Annotated in this window: 19 protein-coding genes; 11 read left to right on the top strand and 8 right to left on the bottom strand. The window is 68.4% G+C overall.

What is annotated here, in order from left to right; all coding sequences use genetic code 11:
• Positions 1-108 precede the first annotated feature (108 nt).
• From ACFTS5_RS22985 to ACFTS5_RS22975, 3 genes are all read right to left on the bottom strand, one after another.
• A complete protein-coding gene (locus ACFTS5_RS22985; RefSeq protein ID WP_378634326.1) occupies positions 109-1,221 on the bottom strand; it encodes a winged helix DNA-binding domain-containing protein in 1,113 nt (370 codons plus the stop codon).
• 66 nt (positions 1,222-1,287) lie between these two features.
• The gene (locus ACFTS5_RS22980; RefSeq protein ID WP_378634324.1) at positions 1,288-2,262 is read right to left on the bottom strand and encodes an NADPH:quinone oxidoreductase family protein; all 975 of its coding nucleotides are present in this window, start codon (positions 2,260-2,262) and stop codon (positions 1,288-1,290) included.
• Between the two features lie 53 nt (positions 2,263-2,315).
• On the bottom strand, positions 2,316-4,154 hold the full coding sequence (locus tag ACFTS5_RS22975) for a protein kinase (protein ID WP_378634322.1): 1,839 nt from the start codon (positions 4,152-4,154) through the stop codon (positions 2,316-2,318).
• Positions 4,155-4,341: 187 nt separating this feature from the next.
• Here ACFTS5_RS22975 and ACFTS5_RS22970 point away from each other — a divergent pair, with 187 nt between their 5' ends.
• Complete coding sequence (locus tag ACFTS5_RS22970; protein WP_378634320.1) at positions 4,342-5,112, top strand: acyl-[acyl-carrier-protein] thioesterase; 771 nt, start codon at positions 4,342-4,344, stop codon at positions 5,110-5,112.
• A 103-nt stretch (positions 5,113-5,215) separates the two neighbouring features.
• Here ACFTS5_RS22970 and ACFTS5_RS22965 read toward each other — a convergent pair whose 3' ends face one another.
• Positions 5,216-6,883, bottom strand: coding sequence for an FAD-dependent oxidoreductase (locus ACFTS5_RS22965; protein ID WP_378634318.1), 1,668 nt, complete (start codon positions 6,881-6,883; stop codon positions 5,216-5,218).
• Positions 6,884-7,038: 155 nt separating this feature from the next.
• Between ACFTS5_RS22965 and ACFTS5_RS22960 the strand changes: the two genes are divergently transcribed.
• Complete coding sequence (locus tag ACFTS5_RS22960; protein WP_378634316.1) at positions 7,039-7,530, top strand: SixA phosphatase family protein; 492 nt, start codon at positions 7,039-7,041, stop codon at positions 7,528-7,530.
• A gap of 16 nt (positions 7,531-7,546) precedes the next feature.
• Here ACFTS5_RS22960 and ACFTS5_RS22955 read toward each other — a convergent pair whose 3' ends face one another.
• Positions 7,547-7,750 (bottom strand): hypothetical protein, encoded by a 204-nt coding sequence (locus ACFTS5_RS22955; protein ID WP_056816178.1) that lies wholly within the window; start codon positions 7,748-7,750, stop codon positions 7,547-7,549.
• Between the two features lie 48 nt (positions 7,751-7,798).
• Here ACFTS5_RS22955 and ACFTS5_RS22950 point away from each other — a divergent pair, with 48 nt between their 5' ends.
• From ACFTS5_RS22950 to ACFTS5_RS22930, 5 genes are all read left to right on the top strand, one after another.
• On the top strand, positions 7,799-8,167 hold the full coding sequence (locus ACFTS5_RS22950; protein WP_378634314.1) for a VOC family protein: 369 nt from the start codon (positions 7,799-7,801) through the stop codon (positions 8,165-8,167).
• A gap of 89 nt (positions 8,168-8,256) precedes the next feature.
• Positions 8,257-8,721: a MerR family transcriptional regulator gene (locus tag ACFTS5_RS22945; protein WP_378634312.1), complete on the top strand. Its 465-nt coding sequence runs from the start codon at positions 8,257-8,259 to the stop codon at positions 8,719-8,721.
• Positions 8,718-9,767 (top strand): aldo/keto reductase, encoded by a 1,050-nt coding sequence (locus ACFTS5_RS22940; RefSeq protein ID WP_378634310.1) that lies wholly within the window; start codon positions 8,718-8,720, stop codon positions 9,765-9,767. The genes ACFTS5_RS22945 and ACFTS5_RS22940 overlap by 4 nt, the downstream gene beginning before the upstream one ends.
• Before the next feature lie 97 nt (positions 9,768-9,864).
• Positions 9,865-10,179, top strand: coding sequence for a GNAT family N-acetyltransferase (locus tag ACFTS5_RS22935; protein ID WP_378634307.1), 315 nt, complete (start codon positions 9,865-9,867; stop codon positions 10,177-10,179).
• Complete coding sequence (locus tag ACFTS5_RS22930; protein WP_378634305.1) at positions 10,176-11,165, top strand: pirin family protein; 990 nt, start codon at positions 10,176-10,178, stop codon at positions 11,163-11,165. The genes ACFTS5_RS22935 and ACFTS5_RS22930 overlap by 4 nt, the downstream gene beginning before the upstream one ends.
• A gap of 101 nt (positions 11,166-11,266) precedes the next feature.
• Here ACFTS5_RS22930 and ACFTS5_RS22925 read toward each other — a convergent pair whose 3' ends face one another.
• Positions 11,267-11,746 carry an SRPBCC family protein gene (locus tag ACFTS5_RS22925; RefSeq protein ID WP_378634302.1) on the bottom strand — a complete coding sequence of 160 codons (480 nt, stop codon included), beginning with the start codon at positions 11,744-11,746 and terminating at the stop codon, positions 11,267-11,269.
• Complete coding sequence (locus tag ACFTS5_RS22920; RefSeq protein WP_378634300.1) at positions 11,743-12,075, bottom strand: ArsR/SmtB family transcription factor; 333 nt, start codon at positions 12,073-12,075, stop codon at positions 11,743-11,745. Before ACFTS5_RS22920 ends, ACFTS5_RS22925 begins: the two co-directional genes overlap by 4 nt.
• A gap of 125 nt (positions 12,076-12,200) precedes the next feature.
• Here ACFTS5_RS22920 and ACFTS5_RS22915 point away from each other — a divergent pair, with 125 nt between their 5' ends.
• Both ACFTS5_RS22915 and ACFTS5_RS22910 read left to right on the top strand, forming a co-directional pair.
• Complete coding sequence (locus ACFTS5_RS22915) at positions 12,201-13,457, top strand: FAD-dependent oxidoreductase (RefSeq protein WP_378634297.1); 1,257 nt, start codon at positions 12,201-12,203, stop codon at positions 13,455-13,457.
• 112 nt (positions 13,458-13,569) lie between these two features.
• Positions 13,570-14,211, top strand: coding sequence for a hypothetical protein (locus tag ACFTS5_RS22910; RefSeq protein WP_378634294.1), 642 nt, complete (start codon positions 13,570-13,572; stop codon positions 14,209-14,211).
• A 1-nt stretch (position 14,212) separates the two neighbouring features.
• On the opposite strand, the gene ACFTS5_RS22905 is transcribed toward ACFTS5_RS22910, so the two are convergent.
• Positions 14,213-15,058 carry a helix-turn-helix transcriptional regulator gene (locus ACFTS5_RS22905; RefSeq protein ID WP_378634292.1) on the bottom strand — a complete coding sequence of 282 codons (846 nt, stop codon included), beginning with the start codon at positions 15,056-15,058 and terminating at the stop codon, positions 14,213-14,215.
• 100 nt (positions 15,059-15,158) lie between these two features.
• Here ACFTS5_RS22905 and ACFTS5_RS22900 point away from each other — a divergent pair, with 100 nt between their 5' ends.
• Together ACFTS5_RS22900 and ACFTS5_RS22895 are read left to right on the top strand one after the other, a co-directional pair.
• Complete coding sequence (locus ACFTS5_RS22900; RefSeq protein WP_378634289.1) at positions 15,159-16,169, top strand: aldo/keto reductase; 1,011 nt, start codon at positions 15,159-15,161, stop codon at positions 16,167-16,169.
• 55 nt (positions 16,170-16,224) lie between these two features.
• Entirely contained in the window at positions 16,225-16,938 is a 714-nt protein-coding gene (locus tag ACFTS5_RS22895; RefSeq protein WP_378634287.1) for a hypothetical protein, read from the top strand.
• Positions 16,939-16,943 lie beyond the last annotated feature (5 nt).

Genomic DNA, 16,943 nt, shown 5'->3' with positions numbered 1-16,943 from the left:
TGCGGCTGGACAGCTCGCCGTTTTCAGCGGAGCGCGTCGTCCGTTGCAGCCATGAACGACGTGGGACCGACCCTAGGAAGCCGTTGTTGCCCCGACGTTAAAGCGATGTCACGGGCGAAGGTCGGCGCCGGGCTCGAGGATCTCGACGACGGGTTCGGATTCGGCCTCGAGGAAGGCGAGCAAGGCACCCGCTTCCGCTTCCACCTGCGCCGCTTCGGTTTTCGTCCACGGGCGGGCCGGACTGATCCGCAGGCGAGCGGTACCGGACTTGACGAAGATCTTGTACACCCCGGCCGCGAAACCGTCGATCAGGATCGGCGAGACATTGGTGGCGAAGGCGCGCAGGGTCGGCGGGTTGTCGTGGCCGGTGATCCGCGCGCGGTCCTGGTGCGACAGCAGCGCGTTGTCGTACCAGCCGAGCAGCCGGACCGGCGCGGGCAGGTCGGGATCGGCGAGTTCGAGGTCGGCCGCGTCGTAGAGGGTGCGGCCGCGGGCGTCGGTGTAGGTGCGCACCCGGTCGCCCAGTTCGGCGACGGCCTTCTTCATGGCGGGCAGGCGTGACCACGCCTGCATGTCCATCGTGCTCGCGGGACCGAAGGCGCGCAGGTACCGCAGGATCAGTTCCGGCACCGGGTAGCCGGGGTCGAGTGGTGCGCCGAGCCAGGGCTGCACGCGCGACCACACCGGGCGGCTGTTGTCGCCCCAGCGGCCGCGCGGCGGGGTCTGCAGCACGGGAAGCTGGTACAGCCAGGTCTGCACGACCGCACCGGCATCGCGGTCGGGGAAGCGGCGGGTGGCCTCGGCGCGCAGATCCGCCGCCGACATCGGTTCGTCGCCGAGCGCCGCCTCCCCGTGCGCGCGCACCTCGTCGGGGTCGAGGCCGACCATCGCGCCGTAGTTGAAACCCTTACGGAACGGGGCTTTCTCGAGCTCGGGCTGAATGTGCGGCGCGATCCGCAACGCGTCGAGCGGTGTGACGAGATGAATCGTGCCGCGCATCAAGGTGATCCGCACGAGCGACCGATCATCGAGGCCCTTCGATACCGTCGCCGGATCGAAATCGGCTATCCGACTCCACAAGCCGATGAACGGCGGCGGTACGTCCTGGGCCTGCAAGCCGACCAGGTGCTCGCACATCTGGTCGGTGGTCAGCGTCGAGCGCTCCAGCAGATGCTGCCGGGCCAGCAACGTCCGGTTGAGCGTTCTGTTCGACAGCTGCATTCGGTTTCCTTCGTCGACCCGCGATGACCCGCCGACATTACCGCCGACCTGTGACAGTCGGCGCGGTCAGCGCAGCCGCACGACCACCTTGCCGGTGGCGGTCCGGTTGTCCAGTGCCGCAACGGCTTCGGCGGTGCGCTCCAGCGGGTACAGCACCGGGTCGGGAGCCGGAATCGCGCCGGATGCCAGCAGCGGGGCGATCTCGGCCCACTGCTCGGCGAGGTAGGTGGGGTGGCTCATCACCCATTCGCCCCAGGCCGCGCCGACGACCTCGACGTTCTTGAGCAGCAGGCGGTTCACCTTCACCGTCGGGATCTCCCCCGCCGTGAAACCGACGACCAGCAGGCGGCCGCCGCCCGCTAGGGAACGGACGCTGTCGGTGAAGCGGTCGCCGCCGACCGGGTCGAGGACGATGTCGACGCCACGACCGTCCGTCAGGTCCTTCACCGCGGCGAGCCAGCCTTCGGTCAGCACCACATCGGTGGCGCCATTGGCCTTGGCCACCTGGGCTTTGGAATCGGTGCTGACCACCGCGATCACCCGGCCCGCGCCGAGCGCCCTGGCCATGCGCAGCGTGGAGGTGCCGATACCGCCTGCCGCGCCGTGCACCAGCACCGTCTCGCCCTCGGCCATCCTGCCGCGCTTGGTCAGGCAGAAGTGGACGGTGAGGTCGTTGAACAGCACGCCCGCGCCGGCTTCGAGAGAGACGTTGTCCGGCAGGGCGAACACCGCGTGCTCCGGCGAGACCGCCACCTCGGCGACGCCGTTGCCGAGCATGGTCAGCGCGGCCACCCGGTCACCGGGGCGCAGCGACGAACCCTCCGGAGCCTCGCGCACGACACCGGCCACCTCGCCGCCGACGACGAACGGCAGGCCCGGCTTCATCTGGTAGAGACCGCGCGTCATCAGCACGTCGGGGAAGGCGATGCCCGCGGCGTGCACGTCGATCAGCACACCGCCCGGATAGGCCACCGGCTCGGGCAGATCGACGATCTCGATCGCCGACGGTCCGTCCAACTTGCCGACCTGGGCTGCGCGCATTTCCGACACCTCTCTTGATGACATTCACCCGCGAACATAACCCGCCGGCGGGATCAGCGATGGGCGAACTCGGTGACCGGCTCGCTGGCGAGCACCGAACCGGCCTTGATGATCGTCAGACCGGAGGAGTCGAGCTGGTACTGCGTGCCGTCGGTCGGGTTGGTGACGGTGTACGCGCCACCGCCGTTCGGTACCGGATCATCGAGTTCGATGCCGGCGCCGTCGCTGGCGCGTACACCCTTGTAGTAATACCGCTGGTCACCGGTGTGACAGATGACGACACGCGATCTGGTGGTGCGGGCGATGGACATCGCGGCGTCGTTGTCGTTGCACCGCGGGCCCGCGGTCAGGAAACCTTGGCCGTCGGCGCCGGAGACACTCGATTGCAGCGGGGGGACGGTGGTCGTGATCGGCGATTGTTCCGTGGTGGGGACCGTCTGGCTGACGGTCTCGATCACCGAGGGATCGACGACGCCGGACGCGGGCAGCGGCGGCACAGCCACATCGCGGCGGTCGTCGACGGTCATCATGAACCACACCCCGATCCCGACCGCCGCCAACACGATCAGCGAACCCAGCGCACCGGCCAGCACCGGGGTGGCCGAACTACGTTGCGGGGGAATCGGTAGCGGTGCCGACGGATGGGTGTAGCCACTCCCCTGGCCGGGACCGGTCACCCCGGGTGCGGCACGCAGGACCGTGGGCTCGTGCCCCGTTGCCCGGTACGCACCTGTGGGTTGGGGTCCGGTCACCCGGCGCGTCGGCTGCGGTCCGGCGGATTGCGGGCCGGTCACACGACGCGGCGAATACGGTTCGGCGGAATAGGCTGCCGCGCCGTGGATCGTCGGGCGCGACGGCGAGTCACGCGACAGCGCCGCGGAATCCCGGGTGGGGGGCGAAAGGGCCACGGAGTCGCGAGTCGGCGGGGCTTGCGAGTCGGCCGAGACGACGGCAGAGCCGCGGGTTGTCGGCGGGGAAGCGAGATCGCCGGACCGGCTCGGCGGTGTCTGCGGGCCGGTGATCTCGATCCGGGGCCCGGATACCGTTGCGGGAGTAGAGCGTTCGGCTTGGATCAGCGCCGCTCTGGCGGCCCGGGCCAGGTCGACGGGGGTCGCGTAGCGCTGGTCGGGGCGCTTGGCCATGCCCCGTTCGACGACCGGGTCGAAGGTGCTCAGCGTGGCGTCGGCGGCGCTGGGGCGCGGGGCGGGCGCCATCTGATGCGAGCCGATCGCGCCCGCGAGGCTGTTCACCGGGTACGGCACCCGGCCCACCAGGCATTCGTAGAGAACACAGGTGAGCGCGTAGGTGTCCACCGACGGCGACATCGGCACACTCTCGAACCGCTCCGGCGCCATGTACGCCATCGAGCCGACCGCGCTGCCCGCGCTGGTGAGCTGCGGGTCGGTGGCGGTGTGGGCGATGCCGAAGTCGACCAGGTAGGCGAACAGGTTGCCGGTGAGCAGGATGTTGCCCGGTTTCACGTCGCGATGGACCAGGCCGACCTCGTGGGCGGCGTCGAGCGCGAACGCGATCTGCTCGACCACCTGCACCGCCTCCACCGGCGTGAGCCTGCCGTGCTGCTGCAAGCGCTCCTTGAGATCGACGCCCTTGACCAGGCGCATGTCGATGTAGAGAACGCCGTCGACCTCGCCCCAGTCGTGCACCGGGATGACGTGGGGCTCCTGCACGCTCGCCATGGCCTGCGATTCGCGGCGGAAGCGCTGCACGAAGGTGGGATCACCGGCGAGTTCACGGTTGAGCATCTTGAGGGCGACAACACGATTCTTGGAGGTGTCGTAGGCCTCGTAGACCTCCCCCATACCGCCGACTCCGAGAAGTCTGCGAATTTCATAGCGCCCGAACATCGAGCCCGCCATCGCTCCGCCGGCCATTACAGCAGGCTACCTGGGCGCGGATAGGTCTGTCATGTAGGACAACCCCGCTGCGACGCCCTTGGTGACCCACACCTGGTACCGCTACTCCCGGCTCGGCGCGAGGGTGTGATCTGCGACCCGTAAAGTCGTCTACAGAACTACGCAAGAAGTCGCGGCGCACTGGTGTGTCGCGCAAGGAGCACACGTGTCACTCGATCAGCCACTGGCCCCGCTTCCCGAGGAGGGCACGGGTTTCGCCACGGCGTGGCCCGTCCGGGCAGGCGACGTGGATCCTTATCAACGACTCCGTCTGGACGCCGTTGCGCGCTACCTGTCCGACATCGCCTGGGACGAGCTCAATCAGACCGCGCTGCATCTCACCGACCCCACCTGGATCGTGCGCCGCACCGTCATCGACGTGATCCGCCCGGTCGTGTGGCCCGATCACGTGCATCTCGAGCGCTGGTGTTCGTCGATGTCCACCCGGTGGACGAATATGCGCACGCGGATCACCAGCGAACGCGGTGGGTTGATCGAGACCGAGGGATTCTGGATCAACCTCAGCGAGTCGAGCAATCTGCCCGCCCGGATCAGCGACGACGGCCTTGCCTACCTGGCCCGATCCACCGACGAGCATCGCCTGCGCTGGCGGCCCTATCTCACCGATCCGGCGCCGCGCGAATCCGACGCCGACCTGCCGTTCCCGGTGCGGGCGACCGATATCGACCAGTACAACCACGTCAACAACGCCTGCTACTGGCAGGCCGTCGAACAGTTCCTGGTCGACTTCCCGAAGCTGGTCGCCGGACCGCATCGCGCCGTGATCGAGTACGTGGCGCCGGTGCTGGCCCGCGAGCACATCACCGTGCGCGCCCGCCACGAACCGGGCGACCGGACCGGGCAGATGGTGCTGCGACTGTGGTTCGTGGTCGGCGGCGTCACCACCACCGTCGTCCGGATCATGCCGCTGCCGTGATTTCGGCGGCCGGCGCCGCGTGCTCTCAACCCGGCCTGCGGCCGTTGCTATGGCGCGGCCGGCACGGGAACCCGGCGCCGCGGGTCCCGTGCCGGCTCTGCACCTAGCCCTTGGCTGCTTTGAGCAGATCGGCGCGGGTGGTGAACTTGACCCGCGGCCTGCCTGCCGCCTTGCCCGCGGTCTTCTCGGCCTGGTCGATGGTCTTCCAGCCCTTGCGGTCGACCAGATCGGGCTGGCGCTGCGCGAGCAGTGCCCGCAGTGCGGCGCGGTCGCCGGTCGGCGCGGTGAGTTTGCCCGCGATGAAGTCGGCGATCACCGCTTCGACGGTCTCCTCGGCGTCGATCCGGTTGGAGCCGATCACCCCGCGCGGGCCGCGCTTGATCCAGCCGGAGACGTAGACGCCGGGGACGGGCTCGGCGGCGTCGATGACCCGGCCGTGCTCGCTCGGCACGGTGCCACGACGCTCGTCGAAGGGCAGGCCGGCGACGGGTTCACCGCGGTAGCCGATCGAGCGCAGCACCAGGCCGGTCTCGATGGTCTCGGTGCGATCGGTGGCGGTGGCCACCAATTGCCCGTTCTCCTCGGTCAATTCGTTGTGCGCGAACTCGATCCCGGTGACCGCGTCGGTGCCGTGCACGGCGGTCGGCGTGGCGAGGTAGCGGAACACGATCCGCTTGTTCGACAGGTCGGGCGCGGCCGCCGAATACTCTTGCGCGAGCTCGTACTTCAGGCGCAACGAGGGTTCGATGTTCGGATCGTCGAGCAACGCGCGGCTGTGCGGGTCGAGTTCGATATCGGCGGGGTCGACGATCACATCGACGCCCGTGCGATGGGTGAGCGCCAGGAACTCCGGCGAGCTGTAGGCAGCTTGCAGCGGCCCGCGTCGCCCGAGGATCACCACCTCGCGGATGTTGCTGCGCCGCAGGGCGTCCAGCGCGTGGTCGGCGATGTCGGTCTTGGCGAGCTCGTCCGGGTCGCCGGTGAGCACGCGCGCCACATCGAGGGCCACGTTGCCGTTGCCGACAATCACCGCACGTTCACCGGACAGGTCGAACTCACGCTCGGCGAAGTCGGGGTGGCCGTTGTACCAGGCCACGAACTCGGTGGCCGAGTGGCTGCCGGGCAGGTCCTCACCGGGGATGCCGAGCGCGCGGTCGCTCGAGGCGCCGACGGCGTAGATCACCGCGTGGTGGTGGTCGAGGAGCTCCTGGTGATCGATGTGCTCACCGACCTCGACATTGAGGTAGTACTGCAGCGTGTCGCGGCGGAACGCCGACTCGAACATCTCGGCGACGCCCTTGGTGCCCGCGTGATCGGGGGCGACGCCCGCGCGCACCAGACCCCACGGAGTCGGCAGCCGGTCGAACATCTCCACCTCGACATCGCTGCGCCGCAGCAGTTCGTCGGCGGCGTAGCAGGCAGCGGGGCCCGCGCCGACGATCGCGACGCGCAGCGTGCCCAGGCTCTTGGGCGGGCGGACCGGCGTGCTCAGCGGGTCGAAGTTCGACTCGAGCGGGTGACGCTGGAAGTAGGCGGCGTTGATCTCGCGATATCTGGACAGCGAGGCCAGCAGGTCATCTTCGGAGAAGATCGCGTCCACCGGGCACGCGTCAACGCAGGCACCGCAGTCGATGCAGGTGTCGGGGTCGATGTACAGCATCTCCGCCGTGGCGAACTCCGGTTGATCCGGAGTCGGGCGGATGCAGTCGACCGGGCATTCGGTGACGCAGCTGGCGTCGTTGCAACAACGCTGCGTGATGACGTAGGCCATAGGTGCAGATCCTCGAAATGTGTGGTCGGTGGCTCGAGACGCCCCCTATCAAGGCCCGTGGCGGGTGAACCACGAACCCATCGATGGTGACGCAGCTTTCAGTGTGCCTCGAGTGTGACTGCTACCTCACCGCTGCCCAGGATTACGGTGGTCTCATGGTGGCGACCCTGATCCTGATGCGGCACGGAAAATCGGCCTATCCCGACAACGTCGACGACCACGCGCGCCCGCTCGCACCGCGTGGCGAGCGCGAAGCGGCGCTGGCCGGGGACTGGTTGCGCGCCGCCGCGCCGCCGATCGACGCGGTGCGCTGCTCGACGGCCGAGCGCACCAGACAGACCCTCGCGGCCACCGGCATCACCGCGCCCGTCGAGTACACCGACGACATCTACGACGCGAACCCGCACACCCTCATGGAACTGATCGGGCTCACCGACGACACGATCTCGACACTGCTCATCGTCGGCCATGTGCCCGGGATTCCCTGGACCGCGTGGGAGCTGGCGGGCAACCGCGAATCCGATCAGGCGACCGAACTCAGCCGCAAGTTCCCCACCTCGGCGCTGGCCGTGCTCGAATTCGATCGGCCATGGGCACAGCTCGGCCCCGGCACGGGCGAACTCACGACGTTCCACGTCCCGCGCTGATCTCACTCGATGCCGCTCACTTGAGCAGCTTGCCGCCGACGACGATGCCCACCCCCAGCAGCACGAGGAGCACGAACGCGACGAATCCGTTCGTCAGCGCCCAGACCACGCCCAGCACGAGTACCACCGGGGCCACCGCGATCGCGGTGATCACCGGGCTCTCCTTGACCGTTTCCCAAGCCGAGCGGGCCCTGACGCGGTCGATGTCCTTACCAGCCATGTGATCCACACTACGTTTCCGTCGGACCACCGTGTCATGCTCGACCACATGGATTGGAAAATCGAACTCGTTGCCATCCCGGTCACCGATGTCGACCGGGCCAAGGATTTCTACACCAGCATCGGCTTCAACGCCGATCACGACCACACGCCGTCGCCGGAGATCCGATTCGTCCAGCTCACACCGCCGGGTTCGGGGTGTTCGATCTGCATCGGCCGCGGGCTCACCAGCGCCGCGCCGGGCAGCGTCGAGGGCATGCAGATGGTCGTGGCCAGCGCCGACAAGGCCTATGAACAGCTGATCGCCGCGGGTGTGGCGGCCACCCCCGTCGAGGACATGGGCTGGGGACGGTTCACCTTCTTCGCCGACCCCGACGGCAACAAGTGGGCGATCCAGGAGCTGCCGAACTACAGCTGACTTCACTCGTCCCCGTGCGAACAGGTATTGCTTGGAGTGCACTCCAGGTGGATACCGTCTAGGAAGTTCCACGGGAAGGGACGAGCACGATGGATCAGGACGCGGCGCTGCGCGCCGAGAGCGGCGACGACGAGCACGAACGCCCGAGGTATTCGATCGGCCAGGTGGCCGATCGCTCGGGCCTGAGCCGCGACACCCTGCGCTGGTACGAGCGGATCGGGCTGATGGGCTACGTCGGTCGCGATCACACCGGCAACCGCCGGTTCAGCGACCGCGATCTGGAGTGGCTGGCGCTCATCGCGCGGCTGCGGCTCACCGGCATGCCGGTGGCCGACATGATCCGCTACGCCGAACTGGTACGGGCAGGCGAGCAGACCTACCCGGATCGGCTGGAGATGTTCCGGCAGACCAGATCCGACGTGCTCGACAAGATCGCGGAGCTGCAGCAGACCGTGGCCGTTCTCGACTACAAGATCGCCGTCTACGAAGGCCGATCGGATGTAGTCCGTCCCGCCACGATCACCGTGCACACGAGCGAAGGAAGCGACACATGAGCACCACCGCGACACTGCCGACCACGACTCTGGGCGCCGACGGGCCGCTGATCGGCACCCAGGGGCTCGGCTGTATGGGCATCAGCGAGTTCTACGGTGATACCGACGCGGCCGAATCGCGGGCCACCCTCGACCACGCGCTCGAACTCGGCGTCACCCTGTTCGACACCGCCGATGTGTACGGATCCGGCCACAACGAGGAATTCCTCGCCGACTTCGTACGCGCCAACCGCGAAAATCTGCTCATCGCCACGAAATTCGGCATCGTGCGCAAGGCCGACGATCCGTCGTTCCGCGGCTTCGACAACTCCCCCGCCTACATTCGCGCGTCGGTCGAGGCCAGCCTGCGCAGGCTCGGCGTCGACACGATCGACCTGTACTACATGCACCGGCGCGACCCGCGGGTTCCGATCGAGGAGACCGTCGCCACCATGGCCGAACTCGTCGCGGCGGGCAAGGTGCGAGCGCTCGGATTGTCCGAGGTGACCGGTGACGAGCTGCGGGCCGCGCACGCGGTGCACCCGATCGCGGCGTTGCAGTCGGAGTGGTCGCTGTTCTCCCGCGACGTGGAACGCACCGCGGTGCCCGCCGCGGCCGAACTCGGTGTGGCGTTCGTTCCGTACTCGCCGCTGGGCCGTGGCTTTCTCACCGGTGCTTTCACCTCGGCGGCAGAGCTCGGCGACCAGGACTTCCGCAAGTTCCAGCCCCGCTTCACCGGCGACAACGCCCAGCACAACGCCGCGTTGCTCACGCCGCTGGCCGCGATCGCCGCCGCGCACGACATCACCCAGGCCCAGGTCGCACTGGCGTGGGTACACGCGAGGGCGGGTGTGCACGACTTGTCCGTGGTGCCGATTCCCGGCACCCGCAAGCGGACCAGACTGGCCGAGAACGTCGCCGCGGCATCGGTACGCCTGTCTGCGGACGAACTGGCGGCACTGGAGCCGATCGCCGAACAGGTGGCAGGCAGCCGGTACGCGGATATGACGTTCACCTCGGCAGGACGCGAACAGAGTCCCGCGACGACCGGCGATCGCACGGAATAGGCTGCGGCCGAAGAATGGTTCTGTTTACCGTCACGGTCGACGCAACGACGCGCCGACCCTCAGCGCACCGCCGTCGGTGCGGAAGGAGCGTTTGCCGATGACCGAGACAGCAGAGTCACAGCGCCGCGTCGTGCGCAATGTGGAGAAGAATCGCTACGACGTGTTCTTCGACGATGAGCTCGCCGGCTTCGCCGAATACATCGAGCGCGACAACGACACCGATTTCATCCACACCGAGATCGATGACGCGTTCGCGGGCAAGGGACTCGGCGGCGTCCTCGCCCGCCAGGCCGTCGAGGACGTGATCGCGCGTGGGCGCACCATCACCGCGCACTGCCCGTTCATTCGTGGCTGGCTGGACAAGCACCCCGAGTACGACGCGCACGTGGTGGGCAAGGGCATCACCGGATGAGCGACATGGAGATCGACCCGGACGAGGCGCTGTGTGAGCCGTCGCCCCGCCCGGGTCCGATCACCGAGTTGTATCCGGCCAGGGAGGTCCCACTCGGCGGGGTGCGCGGGGTGTACGTGGAACGGACACTGCCGCAGCGGGATCTGCCGACCGTCGGTGCGTGGTGCTTCCTCGACCGGTTCGGTTCGGCCACCGCGACCGAGGCCGGCGCCTCCCCCGACATCCTGCCCCACCCCCACATCGGCTTGCAGACGGTGACCTGGCCGCTCGACGGCCGCATCCGGCATCGCGATTCGGTGGGCTCCGACGTCGAGATCGAGCCGGGGCAGCTGAATCTGATGACCTCCGGTCGCGGTATCGCGCATTCGGAGTTCGGCGTGCCCGGCGCCGAAGCGGGCCACGGCCTCCAGTTGTGGATCGCGCTGCCCGGCTCCGCCACCGGCATCGACCCGCATTTCGAGCAGCATCGCGAACTGCCGACCTACGCGGCGCCGGGACTGCGCGCCACCGTCCTGATCGGCGCGCTGGGTGGTGTCGCGTCACCGGCGAAGGCCTACACGCCGATCGTCGGGGCCGACATCGTGCTCGACTCCGGCGCCGAGGTGTCGCTCCCGCTGGACCGCGCGTTCGAGCACGCCGTGCTGGTGATCGAGGGCACGGTGACGATCGACGGCACCGAATTCACCCCTGGCCCGCTGCTGTACCTGGGCACCGACCGCACCGAATTGCGCCTGTCCAGCACCGGCGGTGCGCATTTCGCGCTGGTCGGGGGCGAGCCCTTCGCCGAGGAACTGGTGATGTGGTGGAACTTCGTCGGCCGCAGTCACGAGGAGATCGTCGACGCGCGCGAGGCGTGGGAAGCCCACGACACCAGCCGTTTTCCGCTGGTCGTCGGCCACGCCCCTGAGGAGCGGATACCCGCTCCGCCGCTACCACCGTTGCGCTTGAAGCCGCGCAAACGAGCGACCGGCTGCACTCACCTCTGACTCGGCGCCGAGGCCGAATCGCACTCCCGAACAGCCTGCGCCGCAACGGGCCGCGCTGTCACCCGATGCGGGCTCCCGGGCGCCGCATCGGGTTCGCACGCTCAGCGACCGCCGGCGAGCAGGGCGTCGAGGGCCCGGTAGCTGTCGTTGAGGCCGACCTCCATGCCCGAGGCGAGCATGCCCGCGCATTCCTCGGCCGTGTGGAAGATGCTGTCGGTGGCGACCCGGGTGCGGCCGTCGCCGAGATCGATGAAGGTGGTCGAGTCGATGCAGATGTGGGCGGGCATGCCGTCCCACTCGAAGGACTGCACGATGCGTTCCTTCGGGGTGATCTCGCGAAAGCGGCCCTCGAAACCGTAGGACTCGTCGCCGTCGTGTTCGACGAAACGCCAGTGGCCGCCCTTGCGGAACTCCCAGCGCTCGACGTCGACCACATGGCCGCGACCCCACCAGCGCGAGAGCTGCTCGATGCGGCTGTAGGCGTCCCATACCCGGTCCAGTGGGGCGTCGAAATCGCGTTCGATGTGGACTTCGCGGTCCGAGGTGGAGGTGATGACGGCGTCGTTGGTGGTGGTGCTCATTGCTCTGGCTCCGTTCGTTGCAGGAATTCACCGAGACGGTCCATCCGGGCTTCGAGCATCTGCCGATAACCCTGCATCCAGGCCACCTCACGATCGAAGACGTGCTCACAGATCCGGCAGTACCGCACCCGCCCACGCTTCTCGGTGACCACCATGCCCGCGTCCTCGAGCAGGCCGATGTGCTTCTTGATGCCGGTCAAGGTCATCTCGAAACGCTCGGCCAACTCGCTGATACTCGCGGGCCCACGCCCGAGCTGCTCGAGGATGCCCCGCCGTGTGGGGTCCGCGAGCGCCCCGAACGAGGCGTCTAGGAAGTCATACTGAACCATCTAGTTCAGTATTGCGTGGCGACGTCATCCGGTCAACCCCTTTTCGGAAAACCCTGGACGGGCCGACGAATTCACTACTACGCTTTGTCGTAGAACTTGGCGGGAATCATCGAGGGGGAACACTCATGGACAAGACCACCTGTTGCATCGTCGGCGGCGGCCCCGCGGGCACGATGGCCGGTCTCCTGCTCGCCAGAGCAGGCGTCGAAGTGACCGTGCTGGAAAAGCACGCCGACTTCCTCCGGGATTTCCGCGGCGATACGGTGCACCCGTCTACGGTGCGACTGATCGACGAACTGGGGCTCGGCGCGGACTTCGCCCGGTTGCCGCGCTCCGAGCTCACCCGGATGTGCATGCACGCCGGCGACCGCATGGTGGTCGCCGCCGATTTCACCCGAATTCCCGGCAAGTACCGGCACATCGCCATGGTGCCGCAATGGGACTTCCTCGACCTGCTCACCAGCGCCGCGGCCGAGGAACCGACCTTCACCCTGCACATGCGCTCGACCGCGACCGGACTGATCGAGGAGGCCGGCCGGGTGGCAGGCGTGCGCTATCTCGATGCCGACGGTGCCGAACACGCCCTGCGCGCCGATCTCGTGATCGCCTGCGACGGACGCGATTCCGTGACACGCGAGGCCGCGGGCCTGCGCCGGCGCATGGAGGACGTACCGATGGACATGTGGTTCTTCCGCATCCCGAAATCGGAGGACGACACCGACGGCGGTGCCGTGCAGGCCCGCTTCACCAACGGCAACTCCGCGGTGGCCATCGACCGCGGCGACTACTACCAGACCGGCTACATCATCGAAAAAGGCTGTGACGCAGAGCTTCGCGCCGCCCACGATGTGCGGTGGCTGCGCGATCGCGTCAGCGAACTGTTCGGCTGGTCCACCGAGGCGACAGCGGCGATCCGGACCTGGGACGACGTCAAGTTGCTCGAGGTGACGGTGGGCATGCTCGACCGGTGGTACGTCCCCGGCCTGCTGTGCATCGGCGATGCCGCGCACACGATGTCACCGGTCGGTGGGGTCGGCGTCAACCTCGCGGTGCAGGACGCCGTCGCGGCCGCGCGCATCCTGGCCCAGCCGCTGCTCGACGGCACCGTGCAGACCGCCGACCTGGAAAAGGTGCAGCGCAGGCGGATGTTGCCCGCGAGCTTCACGCAGCGATCCCAGCGCGGCGAACACGACATGCTCATCGCGCCCGCGTTGCGGGGAACACTGCACACCGCGCCCCTGCCGCTGCGGGTTGTCGACGCCGTGCCCGCGCTCGCCGGAATCACCGCCTATCTCGGCGGTATCGGGCTGCGCCCCGAGCACGCGCCGGATTTCGCCCGACGTCCACAGACCGGCGTCGAACCGTCGAACGCGCGGCGCTGATCCGTCCCGGCCCCACTGGCTGTGGACTTTCCGAACGGGGGCCGCAACGGCTAGGTTTGCCGCGACGAACGGGACGAATCGGTCCCGGGTGAGGCAGCGGGAGGCTTGCGGGATGAGGATCGGCACTGGGATAGGGGCGGCACTGCTCGCGATCGGGGTCATCGTGGCGGCAGCCGGGAACGGGCACGCCGAGCCCGCCCCGGTGGTCGCCGAGCAGCCGGTCGAGGCGCCCTCGTTGCGCGGCATCGACAAGGGCGTGAACTACCAGGTGAGCGCCACCGATGACCGGCGCGCGGTGGTCACCACCATCGACACGGGACGGTTCCAGCTCGTCCACGACGCGACAGTCGTCGCGATCACCGACGAATCGGGTGCGGTCCTCGCGGCGCTGCCGATGGTCGTGCGCGTCGGTGCGCACGCGGTGCCGCTCACGCCGTCGATCGACGAGCGGGGCACCAGCCTGACCCTCACCCCGATCAGCGAATCCGCCACACCGGTGCGCGACATCAGCGCACAGGAACGCTTCTTCGCCGAAACCCAACGCCTGCAACCGAAGATCATCGAAGGCGCCGCCATCGGGGCTGCCATCGGTTTCGTACTCGGCTTCCCGCTCGGCCTGTTCATCCTGGACTTCATCACCGTCCCGGTCGCCACCGTGGCAGGGGCGGCGATCGGCGCACTCGCCGGGTACGCGCTGGCAGGAGGTCAGCCCGCGATCGACACCGCGCTGGCCTATGTCACCGGAGCGCCCTGAATCACTGTGTCGGACTGAGGAGCTGGGTGCCGATCACCCGCAGCAGCGCCATCTTCTCCACCGCGTCGGTGCCGGGACGCGGCAGGTAGACCAGCAGTCGCTGGGCGGCGTTCGGGGTGAGCAGGGTTTCGCAGATCGTATCGATCAGGCCGATCTCCGGATGCAGGAACTGTTTGGTGTCGGAGATCCGTACGGCCACTTCGTGTTCGTTCCACAGCTCTTCGAATTCCGTGCTGTTGCGACGTAAGTCGCCGATGAAGCCGGTGACTTCGGCATCGTCGGCGCGACGTGCCGCGGTGGCACGCAGATCGGCCACATGGCTGCGGCTCATGCGGGCCCAATCCGACTCGGGGAACAGCGTTCTCGCCGACGGATCGGTGAACCAGCGCCAGGAATAGAAGCGCTCGAGGCCTCTGCGGGTGCCGTGGTCACCGGCCAGCAGACTGTGCATGCGGTTCTGGACGAGGACCTCGCCGAGATCGGTGATCACGGCGGCGGGGACGTCGTCGAGTTTGTCCAGCATGTGCAGCAGCCCGGGACCGACGTGCTTGTCGCGCAGCCCACGGTCCGGTGACGGGTGACCGCACAGATGGAACAGGTGGTCGCGCTCGTCGGCACTCAGGCGCAGCGCGCGAGCCAGCGCGGCGAGGACCTGGGTGGACGGGCGTGGACCACGCGCCTGTTCGAGGCGGGTGTAGTAGTCGGTCGACATGCCCGTGAGCAGAGCTACCTCGTCGCGTCGCAGACCGGGGGTGCGCCGGCGCACGCCGGGCGGCAGGCCCACGTCGGCGGGGGTGAGCAGTTCCCGGTGACGGCGCAGGAAGTCGGCCAGCTCGGATCGGTCCATGTCTCCATGGTGCGCTTCACGGCGCCGCCCAGCCAGGGACCGGCGATCCCCCGATGAACGATCTCTGCCGCGAGCCGCGCTCGCGGCGCAGGCTCGAAGCATGACGAACTCACAGATTCCCACCGTCGTCCTCGGCGACACCGGCCCCCGCGTCAGCCGCATCGGCCTCGGCGCGATGGGCATGTCCGGGATGTACGGCGCCTCCGACGACCGTGAATCGGTCGCGACCCTCCACGCCGCCATCGACGCGGGCATCAACCTCATCGACACCGGTGACTTCTACGGCGCCGGCCACAACGAATTGCTGGTCGGCAAGGCCATCGCCGAACGCGCCCGCGAGGACGTGGTACTCAGCGTGAAGTTCGGCGCGCTGCGCGGGCCGGGCGGAACATGGGGCGGCTTCGACGGGCGACCGGCCGCCCTCCGCAACTTCCTCACCTACACACTCACTCGACTCGGCGTCGATCACATCGACATCTACCGGCCCGCGCGCCTGGATCCCGAAGTGCCGATCGAGGACACCGTCGGCGCGATCGGCGAACTCGTCGAGGCGGGATACGTGCGGCACATCGGACTCTCCGAGATCGGTGCCGACACGTTGCGACGGGCCGCCGCCGTGCATCCGATCGCCGACCTCCAGATCGAGTACTCGCTCATCTCCCGCGGCATCGAACAGGAAATCCTCCCGGTCGCCAGGCAACTCGGCACGGGCATCACCGCCTACGGCGTGCTCTCACGGGGGCTGCTCAGCGATACCTTCCGCAACGGCGGGCCTGCGACGGCCGGCGACTTCCGTGCTCACAGCCCGCGCTTCCAGGGCGAAAACCTCACCAGGAACTTGCGCTTGGTCGAGGCGCTGGCCGATATCGCTGCCACGAAACAGGTTTCGGTCGCCCAGCTGGCGATCGCCTGGGCACTGAGCCGTGGCGAGGACATCGTGCCGGTCATCGGCGCGCGCAGCCGGACGCGCCTCGACGAGACGCTCGGGGCGCTCGCGATCTCGCTCACGCCGGACGAGCTGGCCGTGATCGAGGCGGCAGCACCGGCCGACGCCGTCGCGGGCGAGCGGTACGCGGCCGAGCAGATGGCGATGCTGGACAGCGAACGCTGATTTTCGCTGTCCGCCGACCGCGCGTTGCCGCCGGTCTCCGCTACCGTTGACACCAGTGAGTCCGCACGGGTGGGTGGTGATGAGAGTGGTGTTCGACCCGCTGGCCGATATCGAACGCGCCCTGGCCGAACAGGCCGGGTGGACGTGGTTCGACGACTACCTGCTGTACACCTGCGGGGTGGCCGATCTGCTGGCGCGCGGCGAGGTGGGACTGATCCCGCACACGGCGACGCGGGTGCGGATCGAGCCCGGCGAGGTCGGTCTCGCCGAGGGAGCCGTCAACTGGTACACGTGGCGGGCGACCGGCGACGGCAATTGGACTCGGAGCCGGGGCCCTGTCGCCGGTCCGGCCCCGATCGTCGCGGCCGCACAATTGGGTAATGCCGTCGTGAACCGGACCCGGCGCACTCAGGCAGCGGCCGCCGCGCAACCGCGCTGGGTGGCGGAACGGCCGGGGTCGGTGATGATCTCGGACCGGCGCTTGCACCTCACCAACCCCGACCGGTCGTTCTCGCTGTACTGGTCCGCGCTCGAGTCCATCGACCTCACCGCGCCGGATCGCGTCGGCTGCCGATTCCCCGACCGAGACGGCAAGTTGCAGCAGATCCAGATCCAAAGCCCCTGGGCAGTCTTACTTTTCGTCACCGCCGCCCTGCGGCACTTCCCGCACCACCCGCTGCTGAAGACCGGTACCTGGCTGCCCGCGGGATTCGAGGACAAGTGCCATCTGGCGGGCAAGAAGTGCCCTAAGGTGCGCACTTTGGGCTGATGCAC

The organism is Nocardia sp. NPDC056952, assembly GCF_042674185.1.
GTDB lineage: Bacteria > Actinomycetota > Actinomycetes > Mycobacteriales > Mycobacteriaceae > Nocardia.
The sequence above is the reverse complement of the archived record's forward strand: the minus strand, read 5'-3'. Positions and strand labels throughout refer to the sequence as shown.

Coding starts and splice junctions, on each gene's coding strand:
- ACFTS5_RS22965 (WP_378634318.1), bottom strand. CDS start 6,883: ATGGCCTACGTCATCACGCAGCGTTGTTGCAACGACGCCAGCTGCGTC.
- ACFTS5_RS22930 (WP_378634305.1), top strand. CDS start 10,176: ATGAGCGACATGGAGATCGACCCGGACGAGGCGCTGTGTGAGCCGTCG.
- ACFTS5_RS22975 (WP_378634322.1), bottom strand. CDS start 4,154: ATGGCCGGCGGAGCGATGGCGGGCTCGATGTTCGGGCGCTATGAAATT.
- ACFTS5_RS22940 (WP_378634310.1), top strand. CDS start 8,718: ATGAGCACCACCGCGACACTGCCGACCACGACTCTGGGCGCCGACGGG.
- ACFTS5_RS22950 (WP_378634314.1), top strand. CDS start 7,799: ATGGATTGGAAAATCGAACTCGTTGCCATCCCGGTCACCGATGTCGAC.
- ACFTS5_RS22905 (WP_378634292.1), bottom strand. CDS start 15,058: ATGGACCGATCCGAGCTGGCCGACTTCCTGCGCCGTCACCGGGAACTG.
- ACFTS5_RS22920 (WP_378634300.1), bottom strand. CDS start 12,075: ATGGTTCAGTATGACTTCCTAGACGCCTCGTTCGGGGCGCTCGCGGAC.
- ACFTS5_RS22955 (WP_056816178.1), bottom strand. CDS start 7,750: ATGGCTGGTAAGGACATCGACCGCGTCAGGGCCCGCTCGGCTTGGGAA.
- ACFTS5_RS22925 (WP_378634302.1), bottom strand. CDS start 11,746: ATGAGCACCACCACCAACGACGCCGTCATCACCTCCACCTCGGACCGC.
- ACFTS5_RS22910 (WP_378634294.1), top strand. CDS start 13,570: ATGAGGATCGGCACTGGGATAGGGGCGGCACTGCTCGCGATCGGGGTC.
- ACFTS5_RS22985 (WP_378634326.1), bottom strand. CDS start 1,221: ATGCAGCTGTCGAACAGAACGCTCAACCGGACGTTGCTGGCCCGGCAG.
- ACFTS5_RS22960 (WP_378634316.1), top strand. CDS start 7,039: ATGGTGGCGACCCTGATCCTGATGCGGCACGGAAAATCGGCCTATCCC.
- ACFTS5_RS22935 (WP_378634307.1), top strand. CDS start 9,865: ATGACCGAGACAGCAGAGTCACAGCGCCGCGTCGTGCGCAATGTGGAG.
- ACFTS5_RS22945 (WP_378634312.1), top strand. CDS start 8,257: ATGGATCAGGACGCGGCGCTGCGCGCCGAGAGCGGCGACGACGAGCAC.
- ACFTS5_RS22915 (WP_378634297.1), top strand. CDS start 12,201: ATGGACAAGACCACCTGTTGCATCGTCGGCGGCGGCCCCGCGGGCACG.
- ACFTS5_RS22980 (WP_378634324.1), bottom strand. CDS start 2,262: ATGCGCGCAGCCCAGGTCGGCAAGTTGGACGGACCGTCGGCGATCGAG.
- ACFTS5_RS22900 (WP_378634289.1), top strand. CDS start 15,159: ATGACGAACTCACAGATTCCCACCGTCGTCCTCGGCGACACCGGCCCC.